The organism is Vibrio sp. 10N.222.49.C12 (assembly GCF_041475025.1).
Classification (GTDB): domain Bacteria; phylum Pseudomonadota; class Gammaproteobacteria; order Enterobacterales; family Vibrionaceae; genus Vibrio; species Vibrio crassostreae_C.
In genome coordinates, this window is record NZ_JBFRVF010000060.1 from 1 (window position 1) to 20,084 (window position 20,084).

Sequence of the window (20,084 nt, forward strand, 5' to 3'; positions counted from 1 at the left end):
TTCTTCTTACCTCTTTTAAGAGTTAAGAGAACAACCTGATTGATGGGCTTATGGGAAAACATCAATTTAGGCTTACTTTGTGAAAAGTAAGACACACCCTGGAGGGGTTCCCGAGTGGCCAAAGGGAGCAGACTGTAAATCTGCCGGCACTGCCTTCGATGGTTCGAATCCGTCTCCCTCCACCATATTCTTCTTAATTGGAAAATCGAAAAGCCAACTCATTGAGTTGGCTTTTTTCGTTTCTGAGCTTTATCTCTTACTAAACGTGTCTTCTAAAACAACCCTCAACTTCCTAAACACTAACCCGCTCCTACAAATAACTAAGCGATCTAGCCCATTCAAACATCAGTGATCCCATACTTCTGCATGACGCTCACAAGCCAGATAAGCAGCGCAGCCTAAACAATGGGTCGATATATGTTCTTCGCATTCGTTCGCAATTATCTGTTTCTGCTGCAAAGTAACCTCAGGCTCCAATACGGGTTAAAAGAACTTTGTCATTACTCATTACATCCAAATAAAATCAGTTAGTTAGTCTCAGGTTAATCCAATCTTTAACTAAGATACATATCATTAGACGCAAAAAAGCCCCTGCTGATTTCTCAGCAGGGGCTTTCTATTATTTGGTGTTATTCCGAATAACTACATCCTATTGATGTTGAGTTAAATCCTGGAATTAACCTTGAATACCAACAATTAACCATGGTGCATTGTTAGTTGTTAGGTCACGCTCTAGATGCCAGATATCAGTGATATCTTCTTCAACGCCATCCGCTGTGTCACGGTAACGACCGCTAAACTGAAGGCTTAGCTGTGCTTTGCTACCATCGTGGTCTGCGCGAACGATTTCAGCATCAACGTACATTACGTCTGTGTGCTGATCACCGTCTAGCTTATTACGCTCAGCTTTTAGGTCTTCAAATAGGCTTGGAGATACGTATTCTTCAATCGTGTTTAGCTCGTTGTGATTCCATGCACCTTGCAGTGTACGGTAGTGCTCACGAGAACCATTGATGAATGCCGCTTGATCAAAGCCCGGTGGGTAGTTATGTGGAACATCGCTTTGTGCACCAAAACCGAAACCACCAGCAGCGCCTTGTGATTGAGGTTGTGTTTGCTCGAAGTTATGAACATTTGGTTGTTGCTTAGGTTGTTCAAACTTGTTCTGACCCATGCCGCCGAATGCTGGCTGTTGGCCACGTGCATTCTGCTGATTCATTGAGCCCTGCTTCGCGCCCAACATTCCGCGTAGGAATTTAAACGCTAGGAAAGCAATCAGACCCATAATCAGAATATCCATGAACTGGATACCTTCAAATGCGCCACCAAAGAATGCAGCTAAAAGACCACCAGCAAGTAAACCACCTAGCAGACCGCCCATAAGGCCTTTCTTGCTAGAGTTAGCTGCTGTGTTCTTACCTGTTTGATCTTGACGGATCGAATTCGTGTTTTGTTGTTTTGGTGCTGGAGCCGTTTTAAAGCTTTTGCCAAATGACTTACCACCACCAAACTTTTTCGCTTCCGCGATTGGCGTCACCGCGACTGTTACCAACAGGATCGCGACTAGTGAGAAAAATCGTTTCATTATTATCCTTTATAGGTTTTTTATCTTTCGACACCTTAATCATACTCGTTAACAAAGAACAATGAAATATTCACCGTGTTTACACATGTATCATAATATTGCGGCTATTAATTGATTACTAAACTAGCGAAGGGATTGACGGCACTCAAGGGCAGCATTAAAATATTGAACGATGTTCATTTAATAGAAAGTACCCATGGCAAGACGAAACGATCATACTCGCGAACAATTAGTGCAATTAACCTTAAAAACGGTAACCGACTTCTTAGAAGAGCACTCTTATCACGAGCTAAGTCTACGTAAAATCGCCAATATGATTGGTTACGTTCCAAGTACCTTAGTAAATGTATTTGGTAACTACAACCTACTGCTTTTGCATGTGGTCGCTCAAACATTAGATGAACTGGCGTCAGAATCCGCTGCAACTGTTGAACAATCGAGCAACCCTCAACAAGCTCTATTCAACCTTGCCTACTGCTACCACGATTTTGCACAGAGACACCCTCACCGTTGGCAACTTATCTTTGAGCACAACATGAACGGTGAAAACCTTCCTGAATGGCAATCGAACCGCATCGATAGAATGACAGGCATGCTAGAGCAGTTGCTAGTAGCGATTGCTCCTGAACATACGAAAAGCGAAGTCGTTAAAGCCAGCCGTGTATTATGGTCTGGAGTACACGGAATTACTCTACTTAGCGTTGATGATAAATTTTTCGCCTCTGAGCCTATTGATGGTAAAGAGCTGATCAATAACCTAGTCTCAAACTACTTAACCAACTGGTAATCATCCAAGGAAAGACAATGAACAACAGCAGCCAATCTTCGCTGTTAACGCAAAAAAGGTTCCTACCCTACTTTATTACCCAATTTCTAGGAGCCTTTAACGACAACATATTCAAAAATGTCCTGTTACTGTTTGTTGCTTTCGCAAGCGTAGACACGCTGCCTATTTCCACCAATCTATTCATTAATTTGGCCGCTGGCCTTTTTATTCTACCCTTCTTCCTATTCTCTGCTTTAGCCGGTGTACTGGCTGACAAATACGAAAAATCGTGGTTTATCCGTAAAGTTAAGCTCCTCGAAGTAGTGATCATGTCACTGGGTGCGGTCGGTTTTATCTACGAAAGCTACGGAATATTACTTCTGCTCCTGTTCCTTATGGGAACGCAGAGTGCTTTCTTTGGTCCGGTGAAGTATGCCCTGCTTCCACAGCAGTTAGAAACAAAAGAACTGGTATCTGGTAACGCTCTCGTCGAGACAGGTACATTCTTAGCGATCCTGATTGGTACTCTAGGCGCAGGAATCATTGCATCTGAAGAAGGCGCGAAGCTCATTGCTGCGGTGTGTATTGTTTCGTTCGCCGTGCTTGGCTATGTATCAAGCTGCTTTATCCCACAAGCGCCAAGTAATGCACCAGACCTTAAAGTAAAGTGTCAACCTGTAAAACTGACCCGCGCGACACTGGCGATTGCAAAAAAAGACCGCCCGACCTTTCAAGCACTGATGTCTATCAGCTGGTTCTGGTTCCTTGGTGCGGCTTACCTAACTCAGTTTCCCAACTTCACTAAACTGCATCTAAACGGCACTGAAAGCTCCGTCGCCTTTTTACTGGCACTATTCTCGGTAGGCATTGCAATCGGCTCTTTAGCTTGCGATAAGTTATCTAATCACCGAATTGAAATCGGCATCGTGCCAATGGGCAGCTTAGGTATCTCGATCTTCGGTCTTCTGATGGCGATATCCATCCCGGAGTCTTTGCCTGACTTTAGTTCTTTCCATCAATTCGTAACCTACTCAGAGCTGTGGCCACTGTTTGCTTACCTTCTGCTTCTGGGTATCTCTGGCGGTGTCTTTATTGTTCCTCTGTATTCACTGATGCAGTTACGTGCCAAGCCCGACGAGCGTGCCCAAGTGATTGCCGGGCTCAATATCTACAACTCACTGTTCATGGTGGGAAGTGCGGTATTAGGTATTGTTTGCCTTAGTGTTCTAGATCTTTCAATTCCGCAGCTGTTTATCTTGCTCGCAGTGGGCAACACTTTGGTGATGCTGTACCTGTTTTATCAGGTGCCTATCTACGCTTTCCGCTTCTTTACGTGGGTGGTCACTCACACCATGTACAGAGTTAAACATAAGAACTTACATCACCTGCCAGAAAAGGGCGGTGCGTTGATTGTCTGCAACCATGTGAGTTATATGGATGCACTGCTGCTGAGTGCGGTTTGCCCTCGCTTGATCCGTTTTGTGATGGAAGAGGATTACACCAAGTTGCCGCCAATTCGACGCTTCTTGAAAAGAGCTGGGGTGATTCCAATCTCCGCGACCAACCGCAACTCGATTCGAAACGCTTTCAAAGAAGTAGAGCGTGCCCTGCATGAAGGTCACATCGTGTGTATTTTCCCAGAAGGAAAGCTCACCTCTGATGGCGAAATGGCTGAGTTCATGCGTGGTATGGAGCTGATCATCAAACGTTCCCCTGTCCCAGTGATTCCTATGGCTCTTAAAGGATTATGGGGTAGCTACTTTAGTCGTTACAAAGGCCGTGCCTGCAAAGGGTTACCCACTCGCTTCTGGACTAAGCTAGAGATAGAAGCTGGCGAGCCGATTTCACCTAAACAAGCCTCTTGTGAAACGCTTCGACAGTCAGTCTCTGACCTTCGCGGATCATTACGCTAGTTAACCAGCCCTTTATTCATATCAGTTGAACAAGCGTTAAGTTTTCCTTAACGTTTGTTCAATTCATTTAGACTTACTTATCATTTTATTGAACGTATAGTGGTCTCATCACAATAACGCCACAACAAAACAAGACTCTAAATACAATGAACCTAAAAAAGTCCGTTCCATTTTATCTTGCTGCACTGTTTTGCTTAACGCCTTGGGTTAGCTCACCGACAGCCCTGGTTATCGGTTTCCTGCTTGCTAGTTTAGGATTAGTCCCTGAACACTTGGAAGTCGGCAAGCTTACCAAAAAGCTACTGGCCTACTCTATTGTTGGCTTGGGTTTTGGTATTCAGTTTGAAAAAGCATTAGCAGTAACAGGCGATGGTATTGGGCTCATTGTAACGACGATTATCGGTACATTAGTCATTGGTTGGTTCTTGGCGAAACAAATGGGGCTAGACCGCACTACGGGCTATCTTATATCTTCTGGTACCGCGATTTGTGGTGGTAGCGCGATAGCAGCAGTGGCACCCGCGATCAAAGCAGACGATGAACAGATTGGCTTGGCATTAGCCACCGTATTCGTGTTGAACTCGGTTGCTCTATTCTTATTCCCGATGATTGGTCACGCGCTTGAGCTCAGCCAACAAACATTTGGTACTTGGGCAGCGATAGCGATTCACGATACGTCTTCTGTAGTAGGTGCAGCTTCAGCGTATGGCGAAGAAGCACTGACGACAGCGACAACATTGAAGCTCGCTCGCGCACTTTGGATCATCCCAATCGCTTTAATTAGTGCGATGATCTTCAAGAACGATCAAAAGAAGATTACGGTTCCCTACTTCATTTTCTTCTATTGCGCCGCTATCGCGGTGAGTGACTTACTGCCACAATTTGAGATGGTCTATCAAGGAATCTTTGATGTGTCTAAGCGAGCACTGGTCGTGTGTTTGTTCTTAATTGGCTGTGGTATTTCAGTTGAGAAGTTAAAAGCGGCAGGGCCGAAACCACTGATGTTTGGTATTACAATGTGGGTCATGATCTCAACGGGTTCATTGGCGTGGTTAACTCTCGCTTAGCCCGCATAGAAACGCTTTAGATGTTTGTTCGGTGAACTAGACACTCAAGTTAGCGAGCAACAAAACAAAAAGGCAAAGCTCTAATGGGCTTTGCCTTTATCGTTTGTGGTAAGGGTATTCTTTGTTGTAACAATCACGAATCAAACAGGGGCTTATCACTCTTCTTGCTCTCTCTTTTCATTAAAACAAGTACCACAACCAACACAAATGCGGTGAGCTCAGCCAACGAACGAGTCAACCCTGACGAGATGATTGCTTGGCCTATCTGCAGTAAAACCGCAATGATGAGGGCAATTTTCATAATAAGACCTTATTCTATAATCCGTTATTTATATGGCTTATTATGATGGATGGTTATAAAGATAATAAATTCTGTTTTGAACTATCTAATTGCTAAATTAACTAACCTAACGCAACTGCCCTTCTAACCACTTAATAAAGGTTCTTACCTTAGGTCGTTTTTCCGTGCCTAACGGGCAGATTAAGTCATACCCTTGGTCTGTATCCATGCTCGGATAAGGTGTTATCAGCTCGCCAGTCTGAACATACTGCTTAACAAAATGATAGCGTCCCATCGCGACACCGATATTGCTGAGGGCACTTCTTACGCCCATATCCCGGTGGCTCACACAGTAAAATTGCTCAAACAAGTTCACATCTAAGCCGTGGTGTTTAATCCAACGCTGCCATACATCTGACCCTAGTGCATGAATGAAATTAATCCGGTGCAGCGATTCTAAGCCATCATCAAAGATGTCGTGTTCAGCCGCGTAACTCGGTGTACATACCGGAATATACTTTTCACCAAACAGGCGCTGTCGATGCATGTCTTTGAGATTTTCAGCACCATAGTAAATAGCGACATCGAGATGATTTTGATGAAAATCCTGCTCTTCTTGCGAGAAAATATTGAGATTAAACTTTGGGTATCGCTGTTTAAAATCAGCCAACCTCGGCAGTAACCAACTGTTGGCAAATGCAGGACTGGTACCGATATTGATCTGTCCATACAAGTCTGTGTTGCTAATGTCTTCGATCTCACCAAAAATAGAGCTTAACGACTTGGATAACGTTCGTTGAAAGCGCTGGCCTTCTTCCGTTAGTTCCAGTTTACGAGTCCCTCGCACAAACAAGTTAAATCCGAGTTCACCTTCTAACACTTTGATTCGATGGCTAACGGCTCCCTGAGTCAAATGCAACTTTCTAGCCGCTAGCGTAAAGCTCATTTTCTCTGCAGCAACATTAAAAGTATGAAGATTTCTAAGTAAAGATTGATGGTTAGCCATACGAACTCATGCATTAAAAGTTTTAATTCATACTACTACCCGTTTCGTTTGTTTGCATTAAGAAATAAGTTTTTAATAACCGCAGTTACTTAAAATCCTGCCTCGATCAATATTTGACTCCATACGTTGACGAGCAGAAACATTAAAAAAATTAATTACAAACTTAGGGGCACATATGAATATACTCGGGTATATGCAAAAAGTAGGTAAGGCATTGATGGTTCCCGTAGCCACACTGCCAGCTGCAGCAATCCTTATGGGGATCGGCTATTGGTTGGATCCTGTTGGTTGGGGTTCTGAAAGTATCTTAGCCGCATTCTTGATCAAATCTGGTGGCGCGATCATCGACAACATGGCGGTTCTATTCGCGGTGGGTGTCGCATTTGGTTTGAGCCGTGATAAGAATGGTTCTGCGGCACTGTCTGGCTTTGTGATGTTCCTCGTCGTCACCACGCTACTTGCTCCGGGCTCTGTTGCTCAGTTAATGGATGTTGAACTCAGTGAAGTGCCTGCGGCATTTGGCAAAATCAGCAACCAATTCGTAGGTATCATTGTGGGTATCATCTCTGCTGAGATCTACAACCGCTACTCAACGGTTGAACTTCCTCAAGCTCTAGCGTTCTTCAGCGGTAAGCGTTTGGTTCCTATCCTGACCTCAATCGCAGGTATGGCTCTCTCTTTTGCTCTACTTTACATCTGGCCAGCTGTTTACGACGCTCTGATCGTTCTGGGTATTAAACTAGAAAGCATGGGTGCGGTGGGTGCTGGTCTGTTTGGTTTCTTCAACCGTTTGTTCCTATCAGTAGGTATGCACCACGCTCTTTACCCTGTGTTCTGGTTCGACGTTGTTGGTATTAACGACATTCCAAACTTCTTAGGCGGCGCGCAATCTATCGCTAACGGTACGGGTATTCCAGGTAAAACTGGCATGTACCAAGCGGGCTTCTTCCCTATCATGATGTTTGGCCTACCAGCAGCAGCATTGGCGATGTATCACTGTTCTGATGCGAAAAACAAAAACCAAGTATTCGCAATCATGCTTGCGGCAGCTATGGCTTCATTCTTCACGGGTATCACAGAGCCACTAGAATTCAGCTTCATGTTCCTAGCACCCGTGTTGTTCCTACTGCACGCAGTATTAACAGGCCTATCGCTTTACATTGCAGCAAGCATGGAATGGATGGCAGGCTTCGGCTTCTCTGCTGGTTTCGTTGACCTAGTACTATCAAGCCAAAACCCACTCGCGGTTAACTGGTACATGCTACTGGTTCAAGGTGTGGTGTTCTTCGCGCTTTACTACGGTATTTTCCGCTTCGCTATCATCAAGTTCAACCTACGTACTCCAGGTCGTGGTGAAGAGATGGAAGCAGAAAAAGAAACTGAAACGCCAGAAGCATTGGCTAACCTAACCAACAGCTACATTGAAGCGGTTGGCGGTGCAGACAACATTCTAGAAGTCGATAACTGTATTACTCGTCTACGCTTAACTGTGAAAGACTCAGGTGCAGCAGACAGCGAGAAACTGAAGAAACTCGGTGCGGCAGGTGTGGTACCGGTTGGGAAAGGTGGTCTACAAGTTATCATTGGTCTAGGTAAGGTAGATAAAGTCGCTGAACAAATGAAGAAGGCACTCGCTTAACGCCAAATCTTGAATGACACGATAAATAATTAGAATTTGTGACGGCTTCACCACCGTCACACCCCCCTGAAGCGCAATTACGACTAGTCACCGTGTATTGCGCTTCATTTTATTGCTCTTCGCTCTATTTAGAACGGGTCTGCTGTAACCACTGCGCCAATCCAGCGCGCGAAACCTTAATACCATGTTGTTCCTGCTGAGGCATTCGATAATACTCAATAGGAAATTTGAACCGTTCAAGACGACCAGTTAACTGCTCGATAAACCACTCTTTGGTTGGCAACTCAGCACAATCGACAATCGCTGCAGGTCGAAATCCGAACTCATCATCTTCAATGGGAACAATAAAAGCCTGATTAACCTCAGACAATTGATTGAGTACTCGCTCAATTTCTTCGCAATGAATGTTCTCACCACCAGAAATAAACTGGTTGTCGGCACGGCCAATAATCGACACTTGTTCGCCAAGCCACTCACCAAGATCTTTGCTATCAAACCAACCGCTCTTATCAACTAATGGCGTTAAGTTACCTTGATAGTAATACCCGGACGCGAGCGTCTCGCCACCAATAAAGATACGTTGTTCTTCAATTTTTAGCTGGCGATGGTTAAGGACAAAACCGGCGGTGCTGCCGGCATCAACGGGCTTCGCGGTCACGGTTGAAGCCGCTTCAGTCATGCCGTATCCAAGCCATGTTTCGATGCCCATTTGTTGAGCTTCGAGCCCAAGTGCTTCTGGTATATGACTACCACCCAAAAGTACATGCGTTAAAGTAAGTGCTTGCTTACTCTTTAACAATCGATGTAGTTGAGTAGCGACCAATGAAGCATGACTGCATTCTTCTATATCGGTTTCAAGCTGACCTGTGCCTATTTTGATGCAACCACCAGCCGCCAACCAACGATGAACTATCGCCAGCCCCGACACATGGTACATAGGTAAACTCAGTAACCACGTGTCACCTTGTTGATAACGAAACACCTCAAGCAGCCCTGACGCAGAGCATAGGTGCTGCTCAAGTGTATGAGCGACCGCTTTTGGGTTTCCGGTAGAACCTGAAGTGAATACGATGCTCGCTAGATTTTGCGGATTGAAATTGGATTCTTGAGGTGTCGTTATCTGCTCATCATCACCATCAAACTTCAGTTCACTTAGGCAAGGCAAGGTCACCAACTGAGTATTCAAATCGGCAGTCTCTGATTGCTCTATTCCGCTATTGCCCAAGAGCCAAAGGTAGCTCTGTTGATCTGCTTGATATAAGGAATCGAGCTTTTGCTTCAGGCGTAAACTAGGCTGAGGCATCGTAAACGCACAAACCACACCCAAATTGAGTGCGGCAAGATAAACAGGGATCACTTCAGCTTGATTCTTACCAACAATCGTCAGTACATCACCTTCAGATAGGCCTTGATGAGATAGCTGTTGTTGGTACTCACTAACCAACACAAACACTTGCTGCCAAGTATAAGTGCGGTGAGTGGTCACTAACGCTGGTTGAAGTGGGTTTTGCTGCGCCCACTTTACCCAGAGCGGGGGATGATTAGATTGTGGGCGCATCATATGATAACCAAAAATAGATTAAGAACTTGTTAAGCTAACTAAATAGCCATTCAAATAGCTCGGTCTAAGAAGACCAAATCAATTGTTGCTTTTCAAGCGTAGAGACAGGCAACTGACAGCCCGGCCAAGAAACCTCTAGCTGCTGCTTGAACAAGCCAATCGTATCCAACCCCGGCACTTCATTTGGCAAATATTGCTGCGCCAGACGAGCAATCTGAGTCAGACCTAGGCTCGACTCAATGCTTGAGCTCAATACAGGTTTCATTCCAAGCTTCTGTGCTCGCTCAATGATTGCCACGCAACGCTCGACAGAACCAATAAGAGTTGGCTTGATCACGACTGCTTTAACACCAGTAAGGTCGCTAAGATCAAATTCCGGGCTGCGCACCGCTTCTTGCAGTGTCTCGTCCCACGCAATCGCCACACCATGGTCAATGGCAAAGGCCAAACTGTCTTCTGGCTTTTGGCAAGGCTCTTCGATAAAGCTTATACGCTGGCGCATTGACGGCGAAATGTATTTAATGAATTGCTTCGCTTTCTCTGGCTTCCACGCACGGTTGGCATCAAGTCTTAGAATCAAATCAGGGATCGACTCAAGGAATAAGCTAACCAACATGCCATCGCGAATCGCTTCGTAGAGGCCGACTTTCACTTTCGCGACCTTCTCGCCTACCATCTCATTCAATACAGGAATCAGTTCATCTGGATCGCCTGTACACAAAGGCGCCGCTTGGTAGTTACCTTGAGCGTTAAGATCGCCTCGCAATTCCATCATCGCCATTGAAAAGCCAAACGCGACAGAAGGATACAGCTCGTCGAAAGGCGTTTGAGGCTTATTGTGGCTCCAAAGCTCTAATTCGTGTTGAAGCTGAATGCCAGCTTGTTCGGCATCTTCTTGGCTAAAACCGGGCAAAGGCGCAACTTCGCCAAAACCAGTTTTACCATCACACTCAAGTTGGATGATATAGCCAACACGTTCGTTCAACTTATTGTCACGAAGAACCACACCACTATCCATAGGTAATTGATAACGGTAAAGTTTAGCGTGAAGCTGAGAATTCACTGAGTTCATAAAGTTTCCTAAAAAACGGGGAACATCAAAACAAAACGAGCCGCTATTAGCGACTCATTTTGAAGAAGAGAAATACTATGGATTACGCGGGAACTTGTCGAAGTCCGGTCGACGTTTCTCGTTGAATGCGTTGCGGCCTTCTTGGCCTTCCTCTGTCATGTAGAACATCATGGTTGCGTTACCAGCCAACTCTTGTAAGCCTGCTTGACCATCACAGTCAGCGTTCAGTGCCGCTTTCAAGCAACGCAGTGCCATTGGGCTGTGTTGAAGCACTTCACGACACCAACGAACTGTCTCTTTTTCTAGGTCAGCAACAGGAACAACGGTGTTTACAAGGCCCATGTCCAGTGCTTCTTGTGCATCGTAGAAGCGGCACAAGAACCAGATTTCACGTGCTTTCTTTTGACCAACGATACGAGCCATGTAAGAAGCACCCCAACCGCCATCGAAAGAACCCACTTTAGGACCCGTCTGACCGAACTGCGCGTTTTCAGCTGCAATAGTAAGGTCTGCCATCATGTGAAGTACATGACCGCCACCGACTGCCCAACCCGATACCGCTGCGATAACTGGTTTTGGACAAGTACGAATTTGACGTTGGAAATCAAGTACATTCAAGTGGTGCGTACCTGAGTCATCTTGGTAACCGCCGTAGTCACCACGGATACTTTGGTCACCACCAGAACAGAACGCCTTCTCACCAAGACCAGTCAAAATGATTACGCCAACTTTCTCGTCATAACGAGCATCAGCCAGTGCATTGATCATCTCTTTTACGGTTTGTGGACGGAACGCATTGTGCACTTGAGGGCGAGCAATCGTGATTTTCGCAATACCGTCATCAGACTTGTGGTATTGAATATCTTCATATTGACTGCTTTCATCGCGCCAGTTAACGGCTGCGTAAAGTTCTTCTTCTGTGATGCCTACTGTTTTAGCCATGATGATTCCCATTATTCTATTAGAGAGCGCGACTAGCGTAGAGTCGCGACGGTGTTGCTCTGCTTTCTATAGCGCTTGATACGAGAGGTTCGCTCAGTCAGTTCATCAACGACTGGCGATACATTGGATGATCAGATTTGAAAACATCTCTGGTTGCTCAAAATGAACATTATGACCCGCGTAATCCACCTGACTATATTCAAAGCCACTATTCTCAGCTAGCTCCATGAATTTACGATCTTTTTCTCCACATACATAATGCAATAAATGCTCATGAGATTTCAATGTGGCACGTAAATCCGGTTGCTTAGCTAACGAAGTAGATAACAACATATTTGCTACGGATACTCCAAGGTTACCACTACGCTTTATGACCAAAGTTTGTCTTTGCTCATGATTTAGTGAAGAAAAGACGCTTTGTTGATACCAATCGTCTAAAACATCTTCAATCGACTGCTGTGCAAAGCGAACAGCCCATTGCGTATCGTGTACTAACCTTTGTGCTCTTTCTTCATCACATTCCAAGCCAAAGTTGCCACCTTCAATGATGACTTTCTCTAAGTTAAGAGTTTCGAAGCAAGGGCTTGTTACCCCATACATGGCAAGCCTTCCCCCCATAGAATACCCAATCACCACGATAGGATAATCGACAGGAAGATCGTTGAGAGCCAGCTGAGATGTGATGCACTGAACAATTTTCTTACAGCAATGATCAAACCCTACCGGATCGATAAAGCGACTTTGTCCGTGTCCGGGTAAATCTATGCAAAGGAGAGGAAAATCCTCGAGGAATGGATGACATGCACTCCAATCATCCCCGCTTCCGAGTAAACCATGTAAGAAAACAAGCAAAGGTTTGTCAGAAGAATCTTGTACAGCTGGGTAATAATCGGAGTAAAGCATGTAAAGTCCTTAGGCTAATGCCTCGGTGAGCATTGAACTGAATTGTTTCAGCAAAGTAGACGCTTGTTCGGGAGGCGTCTTAACTTCCACGAGCAAGGTACCCTGACCCTGTTCGAAATGTTGTTCGATAATGGTTTGATAGCAATTCAAGGTTTCTGGCGCAGCGTATCCCAACTGGAATTGCGCAGCAGCGTGTTCAAAACTGAAACCATGAGGCATTTGATAAAGTGACTGTTTCTGCTGCTCTGGCACCGGCAATAAATCAAAGATCGCACCACCATCATTGTTGGTCACAACAATAACCATCGGCGTTAAATTATGAGTCAGCAGAGCCAGTGAGTTGAGATCGTAAAGCAAAGAAGTATCGCCAATCAACATCAATAAGGGGTTCTGGTTGGCTTTCACTACACCCGCAGCCGTCGCCACCAAGCCATCAATGCCCGATGCACCACGATTGCTGTAAACCCGATTCGCAGATATTGAAGACAGCATATCCACCAGCCTTACCATCAAGCTGTTTCCCACAAACAACTCTCTGTCTTTAAGTCTAGACGACAAGTCAACTGCAACACTCAACTCTGTCAGTTGGTCATTATTAGATATTTGTGCGAGTGCGAGTTGCTGAACGATATTAGCCACCTCGATTAAAGGCGTCGCCCAACCCGAGTGTTTGCACAACAACGTTGGCAGGTGTTGATCGGTTATCCATGACTCAATATTGGCAACAATATGAGTTTGAGGCAGATGATCTTGATTAATACGATGTGCATCTGGTGAAACAACGATGTACTGCGATGAACAAAATGTGGTAGCTTGTTCTTTTACCCATTGGTTAAGACGCTTAGATACGATGCGCTCACCAAACTGGATAATAAAATCACACTGACTAAGCTGTGCTTTGGCTGCGTCACTTTGCATCCATAAATCATAGTGTTTCCAGTCACTACTGACACCCGATTGAGGGTCACAGAATACTGGCCAGCCCAAAGCTGTCGCAAACTGCTTGGCTTTAATTGCGGCTTCATTCTCGATAGAACCAATAATCACTGCGCCTTTACGAGCGACATAATCACTTGCTGAGACAGGCTGAGCGATTAAATGACTGGGCAAATAAGTGTTCGAGTAAAGGCAGGTTGAAGCTCTCCAAGCTGCCACGCTCTTTGTATAATCCGCATACATCTCGGCGCTATTAGCGGAATAAAGCGGTTCTGGGAACGGACAGTTGATATGAATAGCCCCACCGACGCTGCGCTGTTTCGCCAGTGCGTTATCAACCGACGTCAAAAGCCAATTCAAAGAAACTTGTGTCGTTGGACTTGGAAGGTTTAGTGCCGTTTCAACGTGAGACGAAAAGATACCCTGCTGCTGAATCGCTTGATTGGCACCACAGTCGACTAAATCAATCGGTCGATCGGAGGTCAACAGGATTAGCTTTTCTCGCGTTAATCCAGATTCAGCGGTCGCTGGTAGAAGGTTAGCTACGGCAGTTCCAGAAGTAACAACCACCGCAACGGGTTTGTTGCTCGCTTTAGCTAAACCTAAAGCCAAGAAGCCAAGCCCGCGCTCATCAAAGTGCGTATGTAAGGTTAGCTTAGAGTTAGCTTCGGCTTCGAGTGTTAATGGTGTTGAACGAGAGCCTGGCGCGATGCAAACATGTTCAACACCGCTGCGGGCAAGCTCTTCAAGTAATGTGTTACACCAAACTCTGTTTAATACAGCTTGGTCGTGATTCATGACGCCACACCTAATGGTGGGTGATCAGAAATGAGACTGAGCAGAGTCGACATCTTCTTATTCAGCTCTTGCCACTCATGTTCGGCAACCGATCCCGGCACGATCCCCGCGCCAGCAAACAGTTGTACTTGATCGTTTACAATCAAGGCGCTTCGAATCGCCACGCAGAATTCCGCTCGCTGATGACTGATATAGCCTACAGAGCCTGCATACCAACCTCGTGCAAACGGTTCGTGTTCAAGAATGAAATCCATCGCCTCTTTACGAGGTAAACCCGCCACCGCAGCAGTTGGCTGTAAGGCAGCAAGCAACTGCACACCATTAACGCCATTGTTGAGCTGAGCATGGATATTGCGCTTCAAATGCTGCACCTTACGCAAGCGCACTAGACGCGCATCCTTTTCAACATGGACCGTTTGAGAATGAGGAGTGAGACGCTCAATGATGTCGTCGACCACATACTGGTTCTCATTGAGGTTTTTGCTGTCTTGAGAAAGCCAGTTGGCCAGTTCCATATCCTCAGTAGCGTTCTCTCCGCGACCAATGGTTCCAGCAAGCGCCTCGGTATCAAGCTCCGTACCATGTCGGCTATATAAGCGCTCTGGTGTCGAGCCAATGAAACTGTGTTTAGAATCCAGCACCAACATAAAGTGGAAACTGTGGTGATTTTGCAGATAGCTGGCTTTAAGTAATTGAGCTGCGCAGATAGGCGCATCGAGTTGCAGTGTGGTTTTACGTGCTAAAACGACTTTTTTGTACTCTTCATCGCTAATGCCTTGCAGCACTTTATCGACAAGGTTGCCCCACTGCTCTCTTTCTGGAACGTGATTGATCTGTTCAATATGGGCAGACAAAGGCGCCAATATCGCGGCTTCTACAGAAAGCTTATTCAAAGCATTAATAGAAGAAACGCGATCAGGGGACAAATTAACCGCCAGCGACCAAGTATTGTCAAAGCGGATCAATTCAACCTGAGGAAGGAAGAAAAACGACTCCATGCAGCGACGGTTCTTTGCGGTGTGCCCATCAAACGAGCGTCCACCCCAGATTCGTTGGTCTTCACCAAGAATAGCGTACGCGGGTGCAGGATCTGAAAACGTATGTAACTGTCCGAGCGCAACAACCTCTTCACGAGTGTCGCGTGACTGCCAGTAGAACTTAGGAAAGAGCGGTTGAGCATGAAGCCATTCTATAAATGCAAACGATGGTTTTTGCGTTAGAACTTCAACACAACGAACTTCGCTTGCTTGGGCATTTTGTACTCGCTCAATCAAAGCGGAGATAGTTTGCTGGAAATGTGACAAATCGACCTCGTTCACATCTAAATTATTATTATATTAGTTTGATACTTTATGGGCAGTACCCACTTAGATCAAGAATGTACTATATCTTTTCAACATTCCTGTGATTTTAAGCGATCCCGCCCCTTTATTCATCTTAGCCAATAACCAAGAAAGCGATTAATTAAAATTTAGAAAAGAGTGACAACAAAAAGGCTAAACGTGACACTGAAATGCGACATTCATCAGATTTTTATTCTATCAAACGCCATTTTGCGGTACTTTAATAAAGTATTTAAATTAATTTCAGGAAATCGGCAATGCAAAATATCGGGATGTCGTCAAAACTCAACAGCGTATGCTACGAAATCAGGGGGCCTGTACTCAAACATGCTAAGCGCATGGAAGAAGAAGGGCATAAAATACTGAAGCTTAATATTGGTAACCCCGCCCCATTTGGTTTTGACGCCCCTGATGAAATCCTTGTTGACGTAATCCGTAACCTACCGACATCTCAAGGTTACTGCGACTCAAAAGGCATCTATTCAGCCCGCAAAGCGGTTGTTCAGCACTACCAGAAAAAAGGCCTACGTAACCTTGATGTAGAAGACGTTTACATTGGTAACGGCGCATCAGAGCTTATCGTTATGTCTATGCAAGCGCTACTGGATAATGGTGATGAAATCTTAGTTCCCGCTCCGGATTACCCACTATGGACAGCGTCTGTTGCGCTTTCTGGTGGTACACCGGTTCACTACATGTGTGATGAAGATGCTGATTGGTATCCAGATTTAGACGACATGCGCGCGAAGATCTCACCAAAGACGCGCGGCATCGTTCTTATCAACCCGAACAACCCAACAGGCGCGGTATACAGCCGTGATTTCCTATTACAAGTGGTTGAGATTGCTCGTGAGCACGGTTTGATCATCTTCGCCGATGAAATCTACGACAAAGTACTTTACGACGGTGCGGTACACACTTCAGTGGCAACGCTTGCTGAAGACGTATTAATGGTCACGTTCAACGGCCTATCTAAAGCTTACCGTGTATGTGGTTTCCGTGGTGGTTGGATGTTCTTAACAGGCCCTAAACACCTAGCGAAAGGCTACGTTGAAGGACTAGAAATGCTGGCCTCAATGCGTTTGTGTGCCAACGTTCCGATGCAACACGCTATCCAAACCGCACTCGGTGGCTATCAGAGTATCAATGAGCTGATTCTTCCAGGCGGTCGACTGCTTGAACAGCGTGACCGTGCATGGGAACTGATCAACAAGATCCCTGGCGTTTCTTGTGTGAAACCGAAAGGTGCAATGTACCTGTTCCCTAAAATCGACACCAACATGTACAACATCAAAGACGATCAGAAGTTTGTACTCGACTTCCTTAAGCAAGAGAAGGTGCTATTGGTTCAAGGTACGGGCTTCAATTGGCCGAAACCGGATCACTTCCGTATCGTGACTCTGCCGCACATCGAAGATCTAGAAATCGCAATTGGTCGTTTAGAGCGCTTCTTACAGACTTACAGCCAAGACGACCTCATCGAAGGTTAATGAGCACAAAGAAAGATGGCTACAATTTGCTGTTTTAAAAGACTTTAACTTGTATTCATTCACTTCTATGCTTAAAAGGCTCCTGTTTAGGAGCCTTTTTTGTATCCGCTGTCTCGTATCCCTGTGCAAACACAAGATACGAGTGGAGCATTGTTTAAAAAGGACATTTATGAAACAGAGCCATTTCTTTGCCCATCTCGCACGCATGAAGCTAATTCAACGCTGGCCCCTGATGCGTTCGGTATCAAGCGAGAACATTTCAGAACATAGCCTACAGGTTGCTTTCGTGGCACACGCCTTGGCACTGATCAAAAACAAGAAGTTTGATGGTCAGCTTAACCCCGAGCACATTGCTCTGCTTGGCATGTACCACGACACCAGTGAGGTACTGACGGGTGATTTGCCAACGCCAGTTAAATACTACAACCCGGATATTGCACAAGAGTATAAGAAGATAGAAGCCGCGGCAGAACAAAGACTGCTTTCGATGTTGCCAGAAGAGTTCAGAGACGACTTCGCCCCCTTCTTAATATCTGGTACTGCGAGTAAAGAAGAGCAAAGCATCGTCAAGCAGGCAGATACTATCTGTGCGTACCTGAAATGCTTGGAAGAGCTCAGTGCGGGCAATCATGAATACGAGCAAGCCAAGCGCCGATTGGAAGAGACACTCGAACAACGCAAAAGCCCAGAAATGGACTACTTTCTCACCACATTCGCACCGAGCTTTGAATTATCACTAGACGAGATAAGCTAGCTGGGTATAAGTTGTTTTTAATTAGCTAAATAAAATCAATTTGATAGGTGCTATTTTGAATTCTCAACTCGAACCACCCTTTGTACTCGAACAAGAATGGCAGCATCGAAATGACGATGAACATAAAATAAGACGGGATGACCACCGCAGCCCGTATCAGCGTGACCGTGCGCGCGTGCTTCACTCTGCTGCTTTCCGTCGCTTACAAGCGAAAACCCAGATCCATGGCACCACGGTCAACGACTTTCACCGAACGCGCCTTACCCACTCTCTTGAGGCCGCTCAGCTTGGCACCGGTATCGTCGCTCAACTGAAGAAAAAGCAGCCCGAATTTCGAGACCTATTACCCTCAGACAGTTTGATTGATTCACTGTGTTTGGCTCACGACATCGGTCATCCACCCTATGGACATGGCGGCGAAGTCGCACTCAACTACATGATGCGCGACCACGGCGGCTTTGAGGGCAACGCTCAAACGTTTCGCATAGTCACACAGCTAGAACCTTACACTGAACATCACGGGATGAACCTATCTCGACGCACTTTGTTAGGTCTAATTAAGTACCCTTCTCTGCTGAGTGAGGTTCAAGCTAAATTGCAGTCTGAACCCGTTAAGCATCAACGACAACTCCGAGCTAAAGATTGGATGCCAGCAAAAGGCATCTACGATCATGATGAAGAGTTGTTTAACTGGGTGCTTGAACCGCTTTCAAGCAGCGACCAACAGCTCCTAAAACAGAAAAGAAAAACGCATACCGAGCCACTTGAGCACAACAAGACCAAATATAAGTCACTGGATTGTTCGATCATGGAACTTGCTGACGACATCGCGTATGGCGTGCACGATTTAGAAGATGCGATTGTGCTTGGCTCTGTGACCAAAGCTCAGTGGGTCGAATCGGCTTACCCTCAACTGAAAGAGATGGCCGACCCATGGATTTGTGAACACCTAGATTCAATTACAGAGATGCTTTTCTCTGGTGAACAGTATCGTCGAAAGGATGCGATTGGTGGGATAGTCAACGCACTGTTGACCAGTATCTCGATTAAGCGAGTGGAGGCTAACTTTGAGAATGTACTGTTGGCTTACAATGCGGTGCTCGAGCCGAGCATGGACGGCACACTCGATAAGCTGAAACACTTTGTCAGCGAGTTCGTTATTCAAGTGCCACAGGTTCAGGTCATCGAATACAAAGGTCAACAGATCATCATGGATATGTTTGAAGCATTCAGCGCAGATCCTGAACGCTTGCTGCCACTGCCCATCAAGAAGCAATGGCTACAACATCAAGATGAGTCTCGAAAAATGCGCGTGATAGCCGATTACATTTCATCGATGACTGATGATCTTGCGCAGAAAATGCATCAGCAACTGTTCTCAGCTCATACCGAGTTTTAATTCCTGACTCACTTTACTAAAACGGCTTAATCTAAGTAGTTTTTCTCAAACACGCCCGGCGGCATTTGATTGATTTGAAACTGAATCATTTGGTCAAATGCCGTTAGCAAAGGGCTAAAGTCGCCATCACGCTCTAACAAGCTAAGTAAATGATAGCCAGCTTCAACGGTTGAAAGGCTATTTTCACTGGGTGCTTTGCGAATTCGGTAATTACCCTTGAGATCTTTCGGTAAATGAACCGTGTTCAACGCATGCAAGTTACTCGATACTTGCCACATCTTGAATGCTTTCTTCCACGTGCCATCCAATAAAATCACACGCAGCTTCTTATTGGGAGATGTCGCCGACTCAACTGAAACAGAGTTTTCGCTTGGGTATAAAATCACATGTTGATACTGTTCATCGCACAACAATGCGTTGAGTTGTTCGTTGTCTGAAAAGTCTTCGCCAACAAACGTCACGCTGTTATTAAGAGATAACGAGAGAATACGCGCTGTTCCCATCGGACGATGCTCTTCTGATGGGTGCTGAAGAATGATAAGCTCAACATTCGATTCGAGTGGTGTAACCCACTGACAAATACAAGCTTTCAAAGCCTTGCTGCATTGGGGGCAATAACGAGACATGGAT

At 45.6% G+C, this 20,084-nt stretch carries 17 protein-coding genes and 1 tRNA gene; 8 read left to right on the plus strand and 10 right to left on the minus strand.

The window, feature by feature from the left end; genetic code table 11:
* Positions 1-100 precede the first annotated feature (100 nt).
* Positions 101-185 (plus strand) — tRNA-Tyr (locus tag AB4583_RS16880).
* A gap of 491 nt (positions 186-676) precedes the next feature.
* Here the strand turns inward: AB4583_RS16880 and AB4583_RS16885 are convergent.
* A complete protein-coding gene (locus AB4583_RS16885; RefSeq protein ID WP_017068945.1) occupies positions 677-1,585 on the minus strand; it encodes a Tim44 domain-containing protein in 909 nt (302 codons plus the stop codon).
* Positions 1,586-1,781: 196 nt separating this feature from the next.
* Here AB4583_RS16885 and AB4583_RS16890 point away from each other — a divergent pair, with 196 nt between their 5' ends.
* The 3 genes from AB4583_RS16890 to AB4583_RS16900 all read left to right on the plus strand — a co-directional run bounded on the left by AB4583_RS16890 (position 1,782) and on the right by AB4583_RS16900 (position 5,331).
* Positions 1,782-2,372, plus strand: coding sequence for a TetR/AcrR family transcriptional regulator (locus tag AB4583_RS16890; protein WP_048613073.1), 591 nt, complete (start codon positions 1,782-1,784; stop codon positions 2,370-2,372).
* Positions 2,373-2,389: 17 nt separating this feature from the next.
* A complete protein-coding gene (locus tag AB4583_RS16895; protein WP_372102835.1) occupies positions 2,390-4,264 on the plus strand; it encodes an MFS transporter in 1,875 nt (624 codons plus the stop codon).
* A gap of 146 nt (positions 4,265-4,410) precedes the next feature.
* Positions 4,411-5,331, plus strand: coding sequence for a YeiH family protein (locus AB4583_RS16900; RefSeq protein WP_017060176.1), 921 nt, complete (start codon positions 4,411-4,413; stop codon positions 5,329-5,331).
* Between the two features lie 133 nt (positions 5,332-5,464).
* On the opposite strand, the gene AB4583_RS16905 is transcribed toward AB4583_RS16900, so the two are convergent.
* Both AB4583_RS16905 and AB4583_RS16910 read right to left on the minus strand, forming a co-directional pair.
* Positions 5,465-5,632, minus strand: coding sequence for a hypothetical protein (locus tag AB4583_RS16905; RefSeq protein ID WP_017068947.1), 168 nt, complete (start codon positions 5,630-5,632; stop codon positions 5,465-5,467).
* A 106-nt stretch (positions 5,633-5,738) separates the two neighbouring features.
* A complete protein-coding gene (locus AB4583_RS16910; protein WP_017068948.1) occupies positions 5,739-6,617 on the minus strand; it encodes a LysR substrate-binding domain-containing protein in 879 nt (292 codons plus the stop codon).
* 193 nt (positions 6,618-6,810) lie between these two features.
* On the opposite strand from AB4583_RS16910, the gene nagE reads away from it, so the two are divergent.
* Positions 6,811-8,256 (plus strand): N-acetylglucosamine-specific PTS transporter subunit IIBC, encoded by a 1,446-nt coding sequence (gene nagE, locus AB4583_RS16915; RefSeq protein ID WP_017064077.1) that lies wholly within the window; start codon positions 6,811-6,813, stop codon positions 8,254-8,256.
* A gap of 124 nt (positions 8,257-8,380) precedes the next feature.
* Here the strand turns inward: nagE and menE are convergent, their stop codons facing one another.
* The 6 genes from menE to AB4583_RS16945 all read right to left on the minus strand — a co-directional run bounded on the left by menE (position 8,381) and on the right by AB4583_RS16945 (position 15,772).
* Positions 8,381-9,817: an o-succinylbenzoate--CoA ligase gene (gene menE, locus AB4583_RS16920; RefSeq protein WP_017060172.1), complete on the minus strand. Its 1,437-nt coding sequence runs from the start codon at positions 9,815-9,817 to the stop codon at positions 8,381-8,383.
* Positions 9,818-9,881: 64 nt separating this feature from the next.
* Entirely contained in the window at positions 9,882-10,889 is a 1,008-nt protein-coding gene (menC, locus tag AB4583_RS16925; protein WP_017068949.1) for an o-succinylbenzoate synthase, read from the minus strand.
* Between the two features lie 75 nt (positions 10,890-10,964).
* Positions 10,965-11,831: a 1,4-dihydroxy-2-naphthoyl-CoA synthase gene (menB, locus tag AB4583_RS16930; RefSeq protein WP_017064079.1), complete on the minus strand. Its 867-nt coding sequence runs from the start codon at positions 11,829-11,831 to the stop codon at positions 10,965-10,967.
* 105 nt (positions 11,832-11,936) lie between these two features.
* On the minus strand, positions 11,937-12,734 hold the full coding sequence (menH, locus tag AB4583_RS16935) for a 2-succinyl-6-hydroxy-2,4-cyclohexadiene-1-carboxylate synthase (protein ID WP_017071715.1): 798 nt from the start codon (positions 12,732-12,734) through the stop codon (positions 11,937-11,939).
* A 9-nt stretch (positions 12,735-12,743) separates the two neighbouring features.
* The gene (gene menD, locus AB4583_RS16940) at positions 12,744-14,468 is read right to left on the minus strand and encodes a 2-succinyl-5-enolpyruvyl-6-hydroxy-3-cyclohexene-1-carboxylic-acid synthase (protein ID WP_372118456.1); all 1,725 of its coding nucleotides are present in this window, start codon (positions 14,466-14,468) and stop codon (positions 12,744-12,746) included.
* The gene (locus AB4583_RS16945) at positions 14,465-15,772 is read right to left on the minus strand and encodes an isochorismate synthase MenF (protein ID WP_065583685.1); all 1,308 of its coding nucleotides are present in this window, start codon (positions 15,770-15,772) and stop codon (positions 14,465-14,467) included. The genes menD and AB4583_RS16945 overlap by 4 nt, the downstream gene beginning before the upstream one ends.
* Before the next feature lie 296 nt (positions 15,773-16,068).
* On the opposite strand from AB4583_RS16945, the gene AB4583_RS16950 reads away from it, so the two are divergent.
* The 3 genes from AB4583_RS16950 to AB4583_RS16960 all read left to right on the plus strand — a co-directional run bounded on the left by AB4583_RS16950 (position 16,069) and on the right by AB4583_RS16960 (position 19,454).
* Positions 16,069-17,301 (plus strand): pyridoxal phosphate-dependent aminotransferase, encoded by a 1,233-nt coding sequence (locus AB4583_RS16950; RefSeq protein WP_017060166.1) that lies wholly within the window; start codon positions 16,069-16,071, stop codon positions 17,299-17,301.
* 169 nt (positions 17,302-17,470) lie between these two features.
* Positions 17,471-18,055 (plus strand): 5'-deoxynucleotidase, encoded by a 585-nt coding sequence (yfbR, locus tag AB4583_RS16955; protein WP_017060613.1) that lies wholly within the window; start codon positions 17,471-17,473, stop codon positions 18,053-18,055.
* A gap of 55 nt (positions 18,056-18,110) precedes the next feature.
* A complete protein-coding gene (locus AB4583_RS16960) occupies positions 18,111-19,454 on the plus strand; it encodes an anti-phage deoxyguanosine triphosphatase (protein ID WP_017060614.1) in 1,344 nt (447 codons plus the stop codon).
* Positions 19,455-19,480: 26 nt separating this feature from the next.
* Here AB4583_RS16960 and AB4583_RS16965 read toward each other — a convergent pair whose 3' ends face one another.
* The gene (locus tag AB4583_RS16965; RefSeq protein ID WP_017060615.1) at positions 19,481-20,080 is read right to left on the minus strand and encodes a tRNA-uridine aminocarboxypropyltransferase; all 600 of its coding nucleotides are present in this window, start codon (positions 20,078-20,080) and stop codon (positions 19,481-19,483) included.
* Between the last annotated feature and the right edge of the window lie 4 nt (positions 20,081-20,084).